Annotated in this window: 20 protein-coding genes; 3 read left to right on the top strand and 17 right to left on the bottom strand. The window is 42.6% G+C overall.

Going from position 1 to position 18,399, the window contains the following annotated elements; all coding sequences use genetic code 11:
- Nucleotides 1-35: 35 nt before the first annotated feature.
- From AC1DU2_RS00150 to ubiE, 16 genes are all read right to left on the bottom strand, one after another.
- Nucleotides 36-1,106 carry a complex I subunit 1/NuoH family protein gene (locus AC1DU2_RS00150; protein ID WP_477382270.1) on the bottom strand — a complete coding sequence of 357 codons (1,071 nt, stop codon included), beginning with the start codon at nucleotides 1,104-1,106 and terminating at the stop codon, nucleotides 36-38.
- Between the two features lie 280 nt (nucleotides 1,107-1,386).
- Nucleotides 1,387-2,232, bottom strand: a complete 846-nt coding sequence (gene murI, locus AC1DU2_RS00155) for a glutamate racemase (protein ID WP_477382272.1) — start codon at nucleotides 2,230-2,232, stop codon at nucleotides 1,387-1,389.
- 65 nt (nucleotides 2,233-2,297) lie between these two features.
- Nucleotides 2,298-2,810 carry an OmpH/Skp family outer membrane protein gene (locus AC1DU2_RS00160; RefSeq protein ID WP_477355692.1) on the bottom strand — a complete coding sequence of 171 codons (513 nt, stop codon included), beginning with the start codon at nucleotides 2,808-2,810 and terminating at the stop codon, nucleotides 2,298-2,300.
- Between the two features lie 55 nt (nucleotides 2,811-2,865).
- Nucleotides 2,866-3,396 (bottom strand): OmpH/Skp family outer membrane protein, encoded by a 531-nt coding sequence (locus tag AC1DU2_RS00165; RefSeq protein WP_090651269.1) that lies wholly within the window; start codon nucleotides 3,394-3,396, stop codon nucleotides 2,866-2,868.
- Between the two features lie 15 nt (nucleotides 3,397-3,411).
- Nucleotides 3,412-5,964, bottom strand: a complete 2,553-nt coding sequence (gene bamA / locus AC1DU2_RS00170) for an outer membrane protein assembly factor BamA (protein ID WP_477355686.1) — start codon at nucleotides 5,962-5,964, stop codon at nucleotides 3,412-3,414.
- Nucleotides 5,965-6,027: 63 nt separating this feature from the next.
- Complete coding sequence (locus tag AC1DU2_RS00175) at nucleotides 6,028-6,768, bottom strand: isoprenyl transferase (RefSeq protein ID WP_477355683.1); 741 nt, start codon at nucleotides 6,766-6,768, stop codon at nucleotides 6,028-6,030.
- Nucleotides 6,769-7,167: 399 nt separating this feature from the next.
- Nucleotides 7,168-7,689, bottom strand: coding sequence for an ExbD/TolR family protein (locus AC1DU2_RS00180; RefSeq protein ID WP_477382274.1), 522 nt, complete (start codon nucleotides 7,687-7,689; stop codon nucleotides 7,168-7,170).
- 128 nt (nucleotides 7,690-7,817) lie between these two features.
- Nucleotides 7,818-8,606 carry a type IX secretion system protein PorG gene (gene porG / locus AC1DU2_RS00185; RefSeq protein ID WP_477382276.1) on the bottom strand — a complete coding sequence of 263 codons (789 nt, stop codon included), beginning with the start codon at nucleotides 8,604-8,606 and terminating at the stop codon, nucleotides 7,818-7,820.
- Nucleotides 8,607-8,615: 9 nt separating this feature from the next.
- The gene (locus AC1DU2_RS00190) at nucleotides 8,616-9,497 is read right to left on the bottom strand and encodes an NAD kinase (RefSeq protein WP_477382278.1); all 882 of its coding nucleotides are present in this window, start codon (nucleotides 9,495-9,497) and stop codon (nucleotides 8,616-8,618) included.
- A gap of 56 nt (nucleotides 9,498-9,553) precedes the next feature.
- The gene (locus tag AC1DU2_RS00195) at nucleotides 9,554-10,216 is read right to left on the bottom strand and encodes a CBS domain-containing protein (RefSeq protein ID WP_477382280.1); all 663 of its coding nucleotides are present in this window, start codon (nucleotides 10,214-10,216) and stop codon (nucleotides 9,554-9,556) included.
- A 2-nt stretch (nucleotides 10,217-10,218) separates the two neighbouring features.
- Nucleotides 10,219-10,980 (bottom strand): alpha/beta fold hydrolase, encoded by a 762-nt coding sequence (locus tag AC1DU2_RS00200; RefSeq protein ID WP_477382282.1) that lies wholly within the window; start codon nucleotides 10,978-10,980, stop codon nucleotides 10,219-10,221.
- A gap of 160 nt (nucleotides 10,981-11,140) precedes the next feature.
- Nucleotides 11,141-11,590, bottom strand: coding sequence for a GatB/YqeY domain-containing protein (locus AC1DU2_RS00205; protein ID WP_147056520.1), 450 nt, complete (start codon nucleotides 11,588-11,590; stop codon nucleotides 11,141-11,143).
- A 187-nt stretch (nucleotides 11,591-11,777) separates the two neighbouring features.
- A complete protein-coding gene (locus tag AC1DU2_RS00210) occupies nucleotides 11,778-12,536 on the bottom strand; it encodes an SDR family oxidoreductase (protein WP_477355659.1) in 759 nt (252 codons plus the stop codon).
- Nucleotides 12,537-12,801: 265 nt separating this feature from the next.
- A complete protein-coding gene (locus AC1DU2_RS00215) occupies nucleotides 12,802-13,350 on the bottom strand; it encodes an endonuclease domain-containing protein (RefSeq protein ID WP_477382284.1) in 549 nt (182 codons plus the stop codon).
- A gap of 11 nt (nucleotides 13,351-13,361) precedes the next feature.
- Nucleotides 13,362-14,096, bottom strand: a complete 735-nt coding sequence (gene porT / locus AC1DU2_RS00220; RefSeq protein WP_477382285.1) for a type IX secretion/gliding motility protein PorT/SprT — start codon at nucleotides 14,094-14,096, stop codon at nucleotides 13,362-13,364.
- On the bottom strand, nucleotides 14,093-14,824 hold the full coding sequence (gene ubiE / locus AC1DU2_RS00225; RefSeq protein WP_477355653.1) for a bifunctional demethylmenaquinone methyltransferase/2-methoxy-6-polyprenyl-1,4-benzoquinol methylase UbiE: 732 nt from the start codon (nucleotides 14,822-14,824) through the stop codon (nucleotides 14,093-14,095). Before ubiE ends, porT begins: the two co-directional genes overlap by 4 nt.
- A 215-nt stretch (nucleotides 14,825-15,039) precedes the next feature.
- Between ubiE and AC1DU2_RS00230 the strand changes: the two genes are divergently transcribed.
- The 3 genes from AC1DU2_RS00230 (at nucleotide 15,040) to AC1DU2_RS00240 (ending at nucleotide 17,805) form a co-directional block, all read left to right on the top strand.
- Entirely contained in the window at nucleotides 15,040-16,413 is a 1,374-nt protein-coding gene (locus AC1DU2_RS00230) for a Gfo/Idh/MocA family protein (RefSeq protein WP_477382286.1), read from the top strand.
- 111 nt (nucleotides 16,414-16,524) lie between these two features.
- Nucleotides 16,525-17,262, top strand: a complete 738-nt coding sequence (locus AC1DU2_RS00235) for a 3-keto-disaccharide hydrolase (protein ID WP_477382287.1) — start codon at nucleotides 16,525-16,527, stop codon at nucleotides 17,260-17,262.
- A 54-nt stretch (nucleotides 17,263-17,316) separates the two neighbouring features.
- On the top strand, nucleotides 17,317-17,805 hold the full coding sequence (locus AC1DU2_RS00240) for a hypothetical protein (RefSeq protein ID WP_477382288.1): 489 nt from the start codon (nucleotides 17,317-17,319) through the stop codon (nucleotides 17,803-17,805).
- A gap of 96 nt (nucleotides 17,806-17,901) precedes the next feature.
- Here the strand turns inward: AC1DU2_RS00240 and AC1DU2_RS00245 are convergent, their stop codons facing one another.
- A complete protein-coding gene (locus tag AC1DU2_RS00245) occupies nucleotides 17,902-18,390 on the bottom strand; it encodes a VOC family protein (protein WP_477382289.1) in 489 nt (162 codons plus the stop codon).
- Between the last annotated feature and the right edge of the window lie 9 nt (nucleotides 18,391-18,399).

The following is an 18,399-nucleotide window of genomic DNA, read 5'->3' on the forward strand; positions in this document are numbered from 1 at the left end:
TCTTAAATCCGAAATCTAACATCCGAATTCCGAAATCACATCAGCCACACTCTCCAAACGCCCGATATCAGCACACATAAAAATGCCAGCGGGGTGAGTACTTTCCAGCAAAGATTCATCAGTTGATCTACCCGGAAACGGGGCAGCGTCCACCTGATCCACATTTGGATGGCTACCAGCCCTAACGTTTTTAGGCTTACCCATAAAATGCCCCACCACATACCGGTTGTCCATGTTGCCAAATGCACCGGGCCCATATTTGGTAAGGGTGTATTCCATGCGCCCAAAAACAGAATAACCCCTATCATGCTCACCAAAAACATCATCGAATACTCGGCCAAAAAAACCAGCGCAAAACGGATGCCCGTAAACTCGGTATGAAAACCTGCCACCAACTCCGATTCCGCCTCGGGAATATCAAAGGGGGCACGGTTACTTTCGGCCAGTGAGGCTATAAAATAAATTACAAACGCAATGATAAGATGGGGGGCGCGGAATATATTCCAGCTTAACAAGCCACCTGTTGCGGTTACGTCCCAAAAGCCGGCAAATTTTATTTTCTCTGGCGATAACACACCTTGCTGCATGGCCACAACCTGTAGATCCAGTGTTTGGGCGATCATCACAACAGATATAATGGCGAAGCCGGCAGGAATCTCATAAGATATGATTTGCGCGGCCGAGCGCATGGCACCTAATATTGAATATTTGTTATTTGATCCCCAGCCGGCCATCAGGATACCCAATGTTTCGATAGAGATAATGGCGAATATATAGTAGATGCCTAAATTTATTTTTGATGGAATAAGTCCCGGCCCCCAGGGCAGGGCGGCAAAACCCATGTATACCGCTATAAATATTACAGCTGGCGCCAGCATAAACAGCCATTTATCGGCAGCTGCCGGGATGATGAGCTCTTTTTGGATCATCTTCATAATATCGGCCAGGGTTTGCAGCGAGCCGAATTTTCCGGTTTCAGTAGGCCCAAGCCTGTCTTGTATAAATGCAGAGATCTTCCGCTCGGCATAAACACCAAACAACGCAAAAAAGGCCGAAAAACTGAACAACCCTATAGCAACAATAAAATATGTGATATAATAATTCAAGCGCTTTTTTGATGAAGCTGCAAACTTACTAAATGTTGAGTTATTTTAGACGACAAGTTTAGTATATTAAATTGATGAGTGGTTGGCTGGGTTGATTAAGTGAGTGGTTAATTATACCCTTAACCGTGATTGCGAGGCACGGAGCAATCTTCTTTAGGACAATTACCAAACTTTGCATGTCGCCATTAGCATGTTGGGGATTGCTTCTTACCTCGCAATGATGTATCTTTTTTAGTATTTCGGCCCACCGACCACTCAATTAATCAACCAAATCAACCACTCACTTACATATAACCAAATCATTAGCCGAAATGAAAGTCGATTTCACCGGTTGCGAGAAAAACAGCGAGGCGTGATGATCAAAGTCGGCAGTATCATCTGTGGTGGTAAAAAACTGGTTGGTGCCGTTTTTGCTGAGCCTGGTCTCCATTTCGGGGTGGCGATGCAGGTAGTCAACCAGGCTTTTAGCTACAATATCACCCTGGCCTATCACTTTAACATGGGCGGGCAACTGCGCTTCAATTTTATCCTGGATAATAGGATAGTGGGTACAGGCTAATAAGATAGTATCGATAGCCGGCGATTGCGCCATTACTTCATCAAGGTACAACTTCACAAAATAATCGGCGCCGGGCTGGTCATACTCGCCATTCTCTATCAGCGGCACCCAAAGCGGGCAGGCCTGCTGGTAAACTTTCACATCCGGGAAAAAATTTTGTATCTCGATAAGGTATGAGCCCGACTGTACCGTTCCCTTGGTGCCCAGCACTCCAATTTGTTTGCTTTTGGTGTAGTTGCCAACAATTTCGGCAGTAGGCCTTATAACGCCTAATACGCGTTTTGAAGGGTCGGCGTTTTTTAAATCCTGCTGCTGTATGGTACGCAATGCTTTTGCCGATGCGGTATTGCAGGCCAGCACTACCAGCGGGCAACCCTGCGCAAACATCCATTGCACGCATTCCCAGGTATATTCATGAATGGTTTTAAATGAGCGGTTACCATAAGGCGCACGGGCGTTATCGCCCAGGTAAAGATAATCGTAACCCGGCAGGCGGCCGATGATTGATTTAAAAACCGTAAGGCCTCCAAAGCCCGAATCAAAAATACCTATAGGTTGATTGTCCATATACAAACATAAAAAAAGCGCCCCGTAGTACGGAGCGCTTTTTTATAAATGACTAAAGGTTGATATTATTTTAAACCTAATTTCAATTTTACAGCGGCCATCAAATCGTCAGCATCTGGCGATACCAACAGGCTAACCTGTGATGAATCCAATACATAAGCGTAACCTTTTTCTTTGGCAACAGCTTGTACTGCGGCAGTAGCTTTATCAAAAAGTGGTTTGCCTAATTCGTTCTTTTTAGCTTCAACTTTTTGCTGAGCGTCTGTTTGATAATCAGACATACGTTTTTGCATATCCTGTAACTCAGCACCTTTTTGGCTGCGTACGGCATCTGTCATAGTAGCCTGGGTTTTCTGAAAGTCGGTACCTTTTGTAGTGTACTCATTGTTCATGTTGGTAAGTACATCGATAAAGGTTTTTTGGTAAGCCTGAATCTGGGCCGAAACGGTTTTGGTTTCGGGCATAGCATCAATAACCGCATTAAAATTAATATGGCCAATTTTGGTCTGCGCATTGGCAAAGTTGCCGGCAAATATCATTCCTACTGCAACTAAAGCAACTTTAAATAGTTTTTTCATTTTTTTCTTGTCCTGTTTTAATAATAGTTTTGTTCTGTTTATTTTACTTTTAAATTTATTTGGCTAATACGCCGGGCTTAAGCCCTAATTTGGTTATCACCTCTGCACTTTTATCAAACCTTGGGTTTGCGTACAGCATAATTACCTCACTGTTTTTGTCAAAAATAATATCTAAATCATTGCTTTCGGCAACAGCCTGTACAGCTTTAGATACTCTATCCTGAATTGGTTTAACCAATGAGGTACTTTTTTGTGAAAGCTCGCCATCAGGTCCAAATTTTTGACGTTGAAAATCTTTGGCTGCTTTTTCCTTATCTACAATTTCGGCCTCGCGACGTTTTTTCATATCGGCTGTCATCAGCACCTGGTCGGCCTGGTAGGCTTTATATAAACGGTCAATTTCCTGGAAACGGCCATCAACCTCCTTTTGCCATTGATCAGACAAAGCGGCCAATTGTTTTTGCGACGACGCGTATTCGGGCATATGTTTCAATATATAATCCGAATCTACATATGCAACACGTTGTGCATAAGCCCCGGCAAATGCAGTTAACGTTAAAAAGGCTACTAAAATTATCTTTTTCATATATCGCGGTGCAAATTAATTAAATCCGCCGGATAAACTCTGAGAAATTGTAAAATGGAACTGCCCTCTGTTTGCATCAGGCGCGCCCGGTATTTTATCAAATCCATAGCCATAATCTAATCCAAGCAAGCCAAATATAGGTAAAAATATTCTTGCGCCCACACCTACAGAGCGACGTACGTTAAACGGATTGAATTGGCTAAAATTATTCCAAACGTTTCCACCTTCGGCAAATGCTAACAAAAATATCGTTGCCGACTGGCTGGCGATAACCGGGTGGCGCAGCTCCATAGTGTACTTATTATAGATAGTGCTACCAGTGTTAGTGTTCTGATTTTCGTTTGAACCTTCTGGTACAATCGAGAAGTTTTGGTAACCCCTTAAGCCGATGATCTCGCTACCCTGTAAAAACTGGTAGCTCTGCATACCATCGCCACCTAATTTGAAGCGCTCAAACGGCGATGGGCCTACTTCTTTGTTGTACATACCCAGGAAGCCAAACCTTACCTGGCTCATCAGCACAAATTTACCCACAATTTTGTTGAACCATTGTGCGTCGTATTTGAATTTATAGTACTCTACAAAGTGGTAACGCTCCTGCGGGGTAGCTACTTTATAGTTCACGTTGTTGAACATGGAATACGGAGGCGTAGCCTGTACCGTAAATTTGATGTTTGAACCCTGTGTAGGGAATATAGGCGCATCAATAGAGTTACGTGTTAACTCCTGTGTTAACTTGATGTTGAACGATGTACCGTTGCTAAACAGGTAACCGGTATAGTTATCCAGGTTATAGTGGTCGAAGTTTAATGAGTAGTTAAGCTGGAAATAGTTATCAGGCCATTTTAAGCGTTTACCCAAAGTAATACCAACACCGTTAATACGCAGGTTATTGTAGTAAGGGCTTGTTTTTGCATAGTACTGCCCGGTTGAACTACCTTGTGTATACGCCGATAAAGCAAAGTAAATTGGTTTTTTACCACCCAACCACGGCTCACTGAATGTGAACGAGAAGTTTTGATAAGTACGACCGCTTGACTGACCACGTAAGCTTAGTTTTTGTCCATCGCCTTTTGGCAGTGGTTTGTAAGCCTTAAGGTTGAAAATATTACGTAACGAGAAGTTGTTGAATGTAAGCCCCAGTGTACCCACCAGCTGCCCGCCGCCAAAACCGCCCGAAAGTTCGATCTGGTCTGAAGGTTTTTCAACTACGTTGTAAACAATATCTACGGTACCATCCTGCGGATTGATGTTGGTTGGCTTAGGCTCTGTCTTCTGCTCGTCAAAGTTACCCAGCTGGCCAATTTCACGCGCACTACGGATCAATAACTCTTTGTTGAATTTTTGGCCTGGCTTGGTTTGGATTTCGCGCAACACAACCTTATCGTTGGTTACATCATTACCTTTAAGGCTTACACGGTTAATGGTGTACTGCGGGCCTTCGTAGATACGAATATCCAGATCAACAGTATCATTATAAACCCTTGTTTGTACCGGGTCGGCGTTGAAGGTTAAATAACCGTCATTTAAATACAGCGATGATACATCATCATTGCTTGGCGTTGGGCCGCTTAAGCGTTTGTTTAACTCATCTTCGCTAAATACATCGCCTTTTTTAACGTGCAGTATGCGCTCCAATATATCGGCAGAGTATTTGGCGTTACCGCTCCAGGTTACTTTACCAAAGTAGTATTTAGGTCCTTCGTAAACTTTTATTTTTACATTAACCGTTTGATCGTCGTGTTTCCAAACAGAATCGCTCACCAGTTCGGCATCGCGATAACCTTTGGCTTGCATTTTTTCGATAAGGTTTAACTTATCTTCTTCGTACTTATCCTGTTTAAATTTCTTTGATCCGAAAACGTTATACCAGTGCTTTCTGCGGGTTTTGCTTAAATAACCGCGCAAATCGCTTTGCGAAAAGGCTTTGTTCCCTTCAAAAATAACGTCGTTTATCTTAACTTTTGTTTTCTTATCAATTTTAACATCCAATATCACGCTGTTAGCATCTCCCGGATCTTTACGCTGGGTCATGATAACGGTACAGTTTAAAAAACCTTTTTCGTTAAAATGCTTTTTGATGATGGCCGATGTGGTGCTCAGTAAATTTTCATTTACTATTTTACCCGTTTTATCGGTTAGCTTTTTCTGGATATCTTCTATTTCGCCTTTGCGGATACCTGTAATATGCAGGCGCGACAAACGTGGGCGCTCTACAACAACAATCTCCAGGTAAACGGTATCCATGTTAATTTTGGTAATATTTAACTGTACATCGTCAAATAAACCCTGCTCGTATAACTTCTTAATTACTTCGGCATTGCGCTCGCCTGGCAGGTTAATACGGTCGCCTTTGGTTAATTTAGATAGTAATATCAGGTTGTCTTTATCAAGATATTTTACGCCACTTACACTAATACCACCAATAATATAATCGCGCGGATTGAGGTAACTTAAACTATCGGCCGGTATCTGTTTGGTGAGCTGTGGCCTTGGCGCATTTGAAACCTGGGCCAGTACCGCAGTACCAAAAACAGTGAAAAGAATAGCAAAAAGAAATTTATACATTCGAATATTTTAGTGGGCTAAAATTAATTTATACAGTTGTTAAAATTTGTTAAAAGAAAAAATTTAGTTAACCTGCTCACTGGTCTTACCAAAACGGCGTTCGCGTTTTTGATAATCGAGTATAGCTTCGTACAAATCTTCCTTCCTGAAATCGGGCCATAGCTTGGTTGTAAAATACAATTCGGCATAGGCTATTTGCCATAATAAATAGTTGCTTATTCTATACTCGCCGCCGGTACGTATCAATAGTTCGGGGTCGGGCATATCGTTGGTAAATAAGTTGCGTTCAAAAACAGCTTCGTTAATATCTTCAATCTCCAGCTCGCCGCTTTTTACCTGTGCTGCTATATTTTTTGCAGCGTGTAAAATTTCGCGCCTCGAGCCGTAGCTTAAAGCTAGTGTAAGAATCACTCCGGTATTATCCTTTGTGGTTTCCATGGCGTTGTTAAGTTCTTTTAAACATTTGGCGGGCAGCAAATCCAGGTCGCCAATGGCATTAAGCTTAATGTTGTTTTTCATAAAGCCGGCTATCTCTTTATGGATAGTGCTTACCATTAACTCCATAATAGCCATTACCTCAAACTTAGGGCGGTTCCAGTTTTCTGACGAGAAGGTATATAGTGTGATATATTTTACACCCAGTTTATCGCATCCCTCCACTACATCCCTTACAGATATTACACCATTGTGATGACCAAATACGCGTAATTTGCCTTTTTCTTTGGCCCAGCGCCCATTGCCATCCATAATGATAGCTACGTGCTTAGGTAGTTTCAACAAATCAATCTGATCCAAATATTCCATATTGCTCATTATCAAAAGCCGGTGTTATGGCTATAAAAAAGACATGCTTGTTTTAAATGTCGTCAATGCTATGTCTAATAAATATTTGTTTTTTTAGACTAATCCGCTTTATAAATCAGCCGCCAACAGCCATAGTTAAATGCCACGTTGCCGGTTTTTTCAGGGTACAAAGGTAAAACTTACTTTGTATTTTTTTAGTATGCAGCAATAAAAGAAAATGTTATTGTAAATAATGCTGATAAATGTCATAAAAAACACATGAATGGCACTTTATGCATCTGTTTATTTTAATTTATAAATCAACAAAACGCAAAAAAGGGCATCAACAACCGGTAAAATGGTTGCGATGCCCGTCAAAAGGATATGTGTAAGGTTAGGTGGAATTACTTGAATATCATTTTAATAAATGCCTTTTTGCTTTAAGGCGTCTATATCGGGTGTGGCTATATCAACAATAGAATATCTGTCTGTTTTGGTGATGGTAAGTTCGTCCAGCGTACTCACCAAACTGCTGTAAACAGAATGGTTGCTGGGTTTAACTAAAACAATCATGTCTTTACCATATTTATCATGGATCATTTTATTGGTTTCGATAAGCGCTTTTCGCAAGCCATCGTGTCCAAAGCCTGCCACCGTGGGCGCTATTATAGGATTCTTAAGTTCGCCCAGATACCACATAACCTGATTGTGTTTGCCGAGGCAAATGGTAAGGCTGCGACTGGCGGGCACATCTGTATGATCGACATCCACCGGCATGGCTAAATCCATCGCTCTTGGCTTGGCCAGTGTAGTTGTCATGATAAAAAAGGTAATGAGCAGGAAAGCAAGGTCGACCATTGCGGTAAGGTCAATCCTGAGATTTTGTTTTTTGCGCCCGTGGGCTGCACCAGATTTTTGGGGAGAAGCAGTTAATTCGGCCATGACATTATAGATTAAGGTTAAAATTTAAAACCAGTATTAAATACTGATTTTAATATCAAAACGAACTATAAAATCATTTATTGCATAAAAAACAAAATTTAATTTGTTAAATACTGTTAAATTGAAATTTAATTTTGAAAATAACAGCGCTTGGTAACAAAAGTATAGGAGATGGTAAGCCCAACTATAAAATAGCTGTCGCGTGGCTTAAGGTCGCCGCGCTGGGTGCCGGCCGAGCCTATGTAGATGCCGGTTTTTTCGCCCGACCGATCAGATAATGCGCGGGCAACACCGGTTAATTTGCTTTTATCGGCATACGTACCGCTTACATCATCAAGATAATCGGTAAAGGCGTATCGGTAGCCCATATCTGCCGCCAGGCTAAACTTGCCGCCGATATTGTACTTTACACCTACCCCATACGGAATTACCATGGTATTATCGCCGTACTGGGTTTTCTGGCCCTCGGTTTTCAATTGCCTGAGTGATCCTGTACTACCGTTATAAGTAGTACGCGGGTCATATGTAGAAACACCTATACCTGCGTATATAAAAGGCGTAAATTTATTAGGGCCGGCATCGGGTATATATTTCAGGAAATTAAATTCGCCAATAACGGCAAGCTCCATTACACCATCGGTAAAGCTCAGGTTACGGTCACGAAATTGCTGGCTGGAGGATGTACTGTCGGCCGCGCCAAATTTAGCGTAACTGAAATTTAGCTTTGCCGAAAAGTAACCGTCAAAATTGCGTTTAATATATAAGCCGGCAGAGGCTCCGCTTATTTTAACCGGATTATTGGGATTTAAATCGCCAATATACCCTGCCCCGCCAATAGCGCCGCCTACCTCCCAGGTTTGGGCCTGTACATGATACGAAAATATGAAGAGGAGTGCGAAAAGTACAAATTTGGGCATCAAGCAAAATTAATAATTACGGGCATCCAATCCCCATAATAGTTTGTTTCTTAACGTGGTTAAGTAACTTTCATTATTTAACCTGATTAAATTTAGCTGGAAGTTTGCTTTTTGTACCAGGAATTTCATGGTTTCGTCCATAACAGCCATCCGCGAATCGCATGATACCAGGTATTTGGAACTGCGGGTTTCCACCTCGAAACATAGCTTACTGTTATCGGGTAATATAATTGGCCGTACATTCAGGTTATGCGGCGATACCGGGGTAACTACAATACTGTTTGATTGCGGGAATATGATTGGCCCGCCGCAGCTTAACGAATAAGCGGTTGAACCTGTCGATGTTGATATAATCAATCCATCGCCCCAGTAGGAGTTTAAAAACTCATCGTTTAAAAATACGTGGGTGATAATCATGGCCGCATCATCGCGCTTGTGAATAGTTACATCGTTAAGCGCGAAGTTATCATTGCCAAATACGTTTGTTTTTGAATCGATGCTGAGCAGTTCGCGGCAATCCAGCGTAAACTCCCTGTTTACCACGGCATGTATAGCCGCGTTGATATCGCTTTTGTTTACGCTGGCCAAAAAGCCCAGCCTGCCAAAATTGATACCGATAACGGGGATGCCCGAGTCGCGGATAACGGTTACCATATCCAGCAAGGTGCCGTCGCCACCAAGGGTTATAAAAATATCGATAAAACCCTTTAACGAATCGGTAGCTTGCAGCACATTGTATTTTACCCCGTTTATTTTATCCTGCAGGTACTCATGAAGCTGATAGTGCACATAAATATCCACATTGTGCAGGGCCAGGTTATCAAATACCTGCTGTATATAAGGTATAACCGAAGGTTCATTAAATGGCCTGCCGTAAACTGCGATCTTCATAGATGTTTTTTATTAGTCGATGGGCTATGGTCCATGGTCCATGGACTAACTTCTAATTACAAATTCAAATAGTTCATGAGCGAATCGTACCGGTCGCGGGCGTTATCATTGTTGTCAGTATGGTTAAAGGTTGCTTTAATATCATACTCATAACGGAGGAATGTGGCTACAATGGTTGATATATCCTGCTTGTTTATTTTTAACGTTACTTCCATCCGGGTTGAATCGGGGAAGGTTTGTACGTATGAACTTAGTACCTGGGCATTATCCGATTCGACAATTTGCGACATGTGTGCCAGGGAATTATTTTTATTATTGATCTCGAGCACGATAATACCACCTGGCTGAGATACAGCCGTAATTTTGGCAAAGTACTCGGTAATGGCGTTTATAGATATCATGCCGAGGTAATTATGCTTGGCATCAAGTACAGGCACTATGGTAAGCTGGCGTTCATAAAACAGGCGGATAACATCATAAATATGCTGATCCTCCAACACGTAAGGGTTTACCAGCGATAATGCCAATGCGCCAACAGGCACCTGCAAATCGCTTTCGTTAACCATATCATCCTCGGCTATCAGGCCCAGAAACTGTTCTTCATTTACAATTGGCAAATGGCGCACACGAAACTCTACCATACGGTCGTAAACCTTCTGTATCGGGTCAGAAGTGTGTACCGGTGGTATCGCGTTAGCTATCAACTCAATTGCAACCATGTTTATTCTTTTATTTTTTCTAAAAACGCACCCAGCAACACGTTAAACTCATCGGGCCGCTCCATCATAGGGGCGTGGCCACATTTATCAAGCCAGTGCAATTCGGCATTTGGTAATAATTCGTTAAACTCCACTGCTACCTCGGGCGGGGTTATTTTATCATCACGGYCCCATATTAAACAAACCGGAAGCTGCATTTTATGAAGATCTTTTTTCATATTATGCCTGATAGCCGATTTTGCCATGGCCAGCAGCCTTATAACACTATGCCTGTCGTTTACTAACTTGTATACGTCATTAACCAGTTCATCTGTTGCAACAGCAGGGTCATAAAAAGTATATTGTACTTTTTCTCTTACAAAATCAATACTCTCGCGCCGCGGGAACGAACCCCCAAAAGCGTTTTCATATAAACCCGAGCTGCCGGTTAGTACCATCGCTTTTATATTTTCTGGATGGGCCAAAACATATACTAAAGCCACATGCCCGCCAAGCGAATTACCGAGCACTGTAATATTGCTCAGTTTTTTAAACTTGATAAATTTATGCACAAATTTCGACAGGCTTTTAACACCTGTAGTAATAAGCGGCATATCATAAATAGGCAATATAGGTATTAATACGCGGTATTTTGATTTAAATTGATTAACCACGCCATCCCAATTGCTCAATGAACCCATTAAACCGTGCAGTAGTAACAGCACCTCGCCTTCGCCCTCATCGATGTAACTAAAACCGTGTTCCTCTTTAAGCACGAAATCCATATAAATAATTAGTATTAATTTTCAATTAACTATACCAAAACCCGTTTTAGTATATAAAATGTGTTAATCCGCTGTAAAATTAGTTTACCGCGAACGAGTTGCAACAATTATAGCAATAATTTATCAATGTAGATGTTAACGTTATATTGATAAATTATTGCTATCCTAACAATTGGCGTACAACTTCTGATATAGTTTTACCATCGGCCTTGCCCGCAAGCTCCTTATTGGCCATGCCCATAACGCGGCCTAAGTCTTTTGTTGATGTGGCGCCTATACGGCCTATCAATTCCTCTAAGTAGCCTTCAATTTCAAACCGGGTCATTTGTTGTGGCAAATAAGGCTCAATTACCCGCATTTCTTCCATCTCAATCTCGTACAAGTCTTCGCGGTTTTGCGTACGGTAAATATCGGCCGACTCTTTACGCTGTTTAATCAGTTTTTGCAGCACTTTAATTTCAGCCTCTTCGGTAAGTTCCTCGGCGGCTCCTTTTTCAGTTTTGGCTAATAACAAGGCCGATTTTATAGCCCGAAGCCCTCTTAAACGATCTGGCTGTTTGGCCAGCATGGCCAGTTTTATATCCTGGTCTATTTGTGTGATTAGTGACATTGTTTAATTAGTGAATTATTGAGTTAGTGAATTATTGATTTTTGATGTGCAGCCTGGTTAGATGTGCAGATTAAAAACTTAGATGCGGAGATGATTAAGTCGCTGACCGTAAACTGAACATTTTCAAATCTTCAAATTTTCAAATCAATCAATCATCTGCACATCTAAAATCTGCATATCTGCACATCTACTTCCTAAATATATTCCCGGCCGTGGCTTGTGCTGTTGGCATAATTACCAGGTCGTTGATGTTTACGTGGGGCGGGCGCGATGCTACAAACCAAATGGTTTCGGCAATATCCTGTGCTACCAGGGGTTCAAACCCATCATATACTTTTTTGGCCCTTTCCTTATCGCCTTTAAAGCGCACTTCCGAAAACTCGGTTTCTACGGCACCGGGATGCACGGCCGTAACCCTGATGCCGTGAGGCAGTAAATCAATACGCATACCTTTATTTAAGGCATCAACAGCATGTTTGGTAGCACAGTACACGTTTCCATTCAAATAAACCTCTTTGCCTGCTATCGAGCCCAGGTTAATGATATGGCCTTTACCATTTTCAATCATCCAGTTTGATACAATGCGGCTTACATATAATAAACCTTTAACATTGGTATCAATCATGGTTTCCCAGTCATCAATATTGCCGTTTTGTATCGGGTCCAGCCCCTGGCTTAGCCCGGCGTTGTTAATCAGTACATCAACATTTTTCCATTGGGCGGGTATACCGTCAAGGTTTTCCTGCACCTGGGCACGGTCGCTCACATCAAATGATGCTATGGCTATCTCCGTATCATATTTTTTGTTTAGATGGCCGGCCAGCTTCTCCAGCCTTTCCAGCCTGCGGCCGGTAAGTACCAGGTTATATCCTTCGCGGGCAAATACGTGCGCGCATGCTTCGCCTATGCCCGATGTTGCGCCTGTGATTAATGCAATTTTACTCATAATAGAAGTATAACTATGGCTGCGAAATTATGTTTTTTAGTTTGGATTATTGTCGTGTGTGGGTAAGGATAGTTTTGGGAGCGCGTTGAACATCGGCGAAGACTCACCCGGCGAGGCTACGCCCGCCACCCTCTCTTCTGCTGCGCAGGAAAGAGGGGCTTGAAGAGTTATTAAAAAACAAATAGAAATTTTTTATTGATTTTTACTTAAGGTTAGGTTTTAAAGAAAACGCAATCGTAGAGTCGGCGTTTCAACGATTGTCAAATTACAAATGTGCTTTAATCTTATTTAACACGATCCCAGTATTTTTCAAAATCTGATCGTTGTCAAACCTCAAAATCGTTAGGCCCAATGTGGATAAAACTTCATCGCGATTTTGATCGTAATCTTTCTTCAGTAAATGTATGGGGCCATCGGCTTCTATTACCAATTTAGCTTCATGGCAATAAAAATCCGCGATGTAGTAAATTGTGCCTTTTGTAGTAGATTGAACGGCAATAGGATATTGTCTCAGGATTTTCTTGATAAACACCCTTCTGTTTCTCAGCCGTTGCCAAAGGAATTTCTCCGCAGGCGTTTCCTTTTGTCGCAGTTCCCGGCAAAAATCCGTGATAGATGGCATGCATAAATGTAATAAATAGTCCAAAAATCCGCAAAGCTTTATTTGCAAAGTCGACTTGTGTTTTCTTAAAAAAACGATATAGTTATTATGCCCCAGCTGAAAAGTCAACTCTTCAAACCCCTCTTTCCTGCGCAGCAGAAGAGAGAGGGTGGCGGGCGTAGCCTCGCCGGGTGAGTCTTCGCCGCCATGCAATAAACGCTCCGCTACTCAAAAAACAAACTAAACATCACCGTATGCAACGACAACTTACTGATAGGTACCGAAAACGGGTGATTCTCGGGCACCAGGATGTTGCCAAAGGAATTGGATACTTTTATTTGTGGCGACAGCTTAAAAAACTCGAAATAGATGTCACATCCCAGGCCGGCTTCGTAGGAGCTAAATCCGCCAGCGTTTTTTACCATCTTATCTAAAGGATCAAGATTGGTTTCATCCTTTTTGGTGCCGATGGCCTTGGTGTATTTTACTCCCCCCAAAATATAAGCGCGAAAATCGCCCAACCTGTCGGATTTTAGCTTGAAAGAAAGGGGGATTTCTACCGAGGTGGTCTGAATTTGTTTTACTTGGTTTTGGTCGGGATTAGCGTAAGTATAACTCAGGTTCCGGTCGGCAAAAACCAGCGAAGGGGTTACGCGTACTTCAAAATGTTCGGTTAAGGTGTAGCGGGTTAAAAAACCAATGGCAAAGCCGGGCTGGCTTTTTGAGCCTATGCTGTTTACCGAGTCGGTGATGTTTTTGTTGGTAGCGGCATCAAAAAAGGGCTTGCGCCAGTCGGGCTTTTTTACTATCCGCAGGTCGCTGCTTACATAACTAAAGCTAAAACCAAAGCTCAGGTCTTGCTGATCGGCCCCTCCGCCCCATGCCGGTACGTATTGTGCCAGCGAAATTTTGCTGCAAAATAAAAGGCATAAAAGTAAGAGGTACCGGTTTTTGATCATTTAACGCCTGTGTATATTGAACAAATTCCAAACGCCAACGGCCTGTGTTTGGTATTTTTAAAGCCAACTTTATCCATTAAAGCCACAAAATTTTTGCCATCAGGGAAGGCCGCAACAGACTCAGGCAGGTAGCTATAAGCGCGGGAATCTTTGCTGAATAACTTGCCAATACCCGGCGTAATATAATTAAAGTAAAAATTGTACAATTGCTTTACAGGGAATGCCTTTGGTTTTGAAAACTCCAATACCACTGCTTTGCCACCTGGTTTTAAAACCCGTTGAATATCGGCCAGGCCAACTTCCAGGTTCTCGAAATTACGTACGCCGTAAGCTACCGTAACTGCGTCAAACCCGTTATCGGCAAAAGGCAGTTTCTCCGAATCGCCAAGTTTTACCGAAAACTTATCGCTCAACCCGCGTTTAGCTATTTTTTGGTCGGCAATGTCCAGCATTCCGCGCGAGATATCCACACCAATAATTCTTTCGGGTTTCAGGATCTTTAAGGCCTCAAAGGCAAAATCGCCGGTGCCGGTAGCCACATCGAGGATCAGTTTGGGTTGATCTTTTTTTAATTCGTTGATAGCCTTTTTACGCCAGATGATATCGATGCCCAGGGACATGAAATGATTCAAAAAATCGTAGGTTTTTGATATATTATTGAACATATCGGCCACCTGTTCTTTCTTGGTGGTCTGCTCATTATTGTACGGAGTTATGGTTTTGCTCATTTTTATAATGTGCGCAAAGATAGCGATTGTATGTTGATTGATTTTATCTGGTTGGATTAAGTTGCCAACCTTGTGTAAATGTTAAGTCAATTCACTAATTTTAAAAACCAATTTAACGCCAAAACAAATGCGGCAAGACTATCCTATTGATAGGATAACAATTTTTACCGGCTCATTTTTAATTAAATTATACATCAATTGAATGTCCCTTATCTATGAAAGAAAAACAAGAATCCTCGCGCCGAAGTTTTATTAAAAAATTAACCACAACCACTGCCGCCGTTGCTGTTGGCAATAGCCTGTTTGCATCGCAAAGTACCGTTAAACCTTTCGCCATATTAAAAAGGCAATTGGGCTATGAATATAACGACCAGATCAACATCGCCCTGATAGGTGCCGGTGGTATGGGCAACAGCGATACCGATACCGCGCTAAAAATTCCTGGCGTAAAACTGGTAGCCGTTTGCGATTTGTACGATGGCCGCCTTAAAGATGCCAAAACCAAGTATGGTGCCGATATTTTTACCACCCGCGTTTATAAAGAGATATTAAACCGTAAAGATATTGATGCTGTTATTATTGCAACACCCGATCATTGGCACCAGCAAATATCTGTTGATGCCATGCACGCCGGCAAACATGTGTACTGCGAAAAACCCATGGTACACGCCATTACCGAAGGCCCTGCCGTAATAAAAGCCCAGCAGGACACCGGTAAAATTTTCCAGGTAGGCAGCCAGGGCGTATCATCATTAGGTAACGAGAAAGCGCATGAGCTGTTAAAAAGCGGCGCTATTGGCCAGCTGAATTATGCCGAAGGATTTTGGGCCCGCCGCGAACCGTTAGAAGTTTGGCAATACCCCATCCCGGCAGATGCATCGCCCCAAACGTTGGATTGGGAAACCTACATCAGCAATACCAAAAAACGCCCCTTTGACGAAAAAAGATTTTTCCGCTGGAGAAACTATACCGATTACGGCACCGGCATGGCCGGCGATTTATTTGTGCACTTGTTTTCGAGCCTGCACTTTATAACCGACTCGATGGGCCCGAATAAAATTTATGCATCGGGCGGGCTGCGTTTCTGGAACGATGGCCGCGAAGTACCCGACGTATTATTGGGCACTTTTGATTATGGTAAAACCCAGGCACATCCGGCTTTCAACCTTTCGCTGCGCTGCAACTTTGTGGATGGCACCAGCGGCACCACCTATTTAAAACTGGTGGGCAGCGAAGGCTCGATGGATATTACCTGGGACAAGGTAACCCTTAAACGCAACAAAACTTTTGCCAGCGACGATCCCTTTTATTTAGATAAGCTAAAAAAAGCCGGTGTTGGCTATGCCGAACGTAAAAAGATGCTGCCACCCGAAGAGATTACCTACGATGCCGACAAAGGCTACATGGGTGGCCCATATGATCATATGAACAATTTTTTCAATGCCATCCGCAATAATGGCAAGGTAACCGAAGATGCTGTATTTGGCTATCGTGCTGCCGCGCCTGCCCTGTTATGTAACGATAGCTATTACAATAATAGCCCCATGTTTTGGGATCCGGAGAAAATGCAGGTAGCAAAAAAGAGTTAAGAGTCAAGAATCAAGAGTTAAGACAAAAAATTCCCGTAACCTAAGGGTCTCTCGGTAGAGGACCCTGAGGATTCAGGATCATGATAAGTAGTTTACCGATCTATTAAACTTATGAAACAACATTTTAAAAAACTGGGCTTGGTAATGACTGCCGCGGCTTTGGTTTGTGTGCAAACATCGGCGGTTAGCGTAAAAGTACCGACGCACGTAAAAAAAGCAACTGTTAAAAAAGGCCCATGGGTAAACCTTTTTGATGGTAAAACTTTAAATGGCTGGCACAGCTTCAACAAAAAGGGTGAAGTTAAAAACTGGACTATTGTTGATGGTGCCCTGGTTTGCCTTGGCGCGGCCGAAGGCGATACCGGCGGCGATATTGTAACCAATAAAGCTTATACCAACTTTGAGCTGGAGTGGGAATGGAAAATTGATAAGGGCAGCAACAGCGGCGTACTATACCATGTAATTGAAGACCCGAAATACCATGCTACCTATAACACCGGTCCCGAATACCAGATCATCGACGATGAAGGCTGGCCCGACAAATTGGAAGAATGGCAAAAAACGGGCTGCGATTATGCCATGTATCTGCCCAACACCCTTAAAAAACTGGAGCAGGTTGGTAAATGGAACATCAGCAAAATAGTGTTCAACAATGGCCATGTAGAGCACTGGCTAAACGGATCGAAAATAATTGCTTTTGAAGCCTGGACCGACGAATGGAACAAGAAAAAAGCCGAAGGTAAATGGAAAGATTATCCCGACTACGGTACCGCCAAAACCGGCTTAATTGCCCTGCAGGACCACGGGCATAAAGCCTACTTCCGGAACATCAGGATAAAGGAGCTATAACACGATTTAGGGATTTTGCAGGATTGACAGGATTTTTTTTGATTGGAATTTAATATGTTGAGGAAACAGATCTTGATATGTTGCCTTAGTTTGGGCTTTGGTAATGCCCGCGCACAGGTTATAAAAGACAGTGTGCGGGTAGCCAACCATTCTAAAAGCCAGATGGTCCGGATACTGGGGACTTGCAGCGTTAGGCTAGCGTATAGCCCAAAGGATATCAAAAATGGAAGCTTCTCGACAAGCTACGAGGTCGGCTTTTTCAAACAAACTTTAAAAAGTAAACTACTTTATAAGTATGATGCATTTAGATGCTGTAATTTTACCATCACCTCCAAAAATCAACACCTTGGTGTAAGCGAATTTATTTATAAAAATAAGGCACTGGCCAACAGGGTATTTAAATATCTTAAATCAAACGAGCGTTATTCTTTATCAGAGGTCTATATCAAATTTAAACCTGTACAAATTGGCACCAGCGTTTTTATAGTTTTAACCGAAACTCCCGATGATATCGCCATTAAAAACCTGTTTGGCAGTTTGTGATGTTCCAAAGAAGGCGCAAAAGTTTAATTTCTGCCGGTTGTGCTTCCACAACCAGCTTTCCTCAACTACCGGCACAACTACAGATTCTTCTTCAGCTTACTTAGCCAAAGCCAATAATCCCTCTATGTCCAGCCTCCTGGTAAACATGGTCAGATCGCCATTTTCATCAAGTGGCCAGTTTTCTTTTGGCCTGTCCCAGTAAAGTTCAACACCGTTCTGGTCGGGATCATTCAGGTAGATGGCTTCGGATACGCCATGGTCTGATGCGCCGGTGATGGGGTATTTGGCATCAATCAGCCGCTGCAAAATTGCAGCAAGATCTTTACGTTCGGGGTAAAGTATAGCCGTGTGGTACAAGCCTGGTGCATATTCCGGCGCCGGTGAAGCACCTTTACTATGCCAGGTATTTAAACCGATGTGGTGATGATAGCCGCCGGCAGATATAAAAGCCGCCTGATCGCCGTACAGCATCATTTTATCAAAGCCCAGCAAACCGCAATAAAAATCAAGGGATTTTTGCAGATCGCTTACCTTTAAGTGCACGTGACCAATGCGGGTTTGGGCAGGAATTTTATAATCGTTCATTATATTACA

The sequence above is a fragment of the Mucilaginibacter sp. P4_C11 genome (assembly GCF_056402115.1).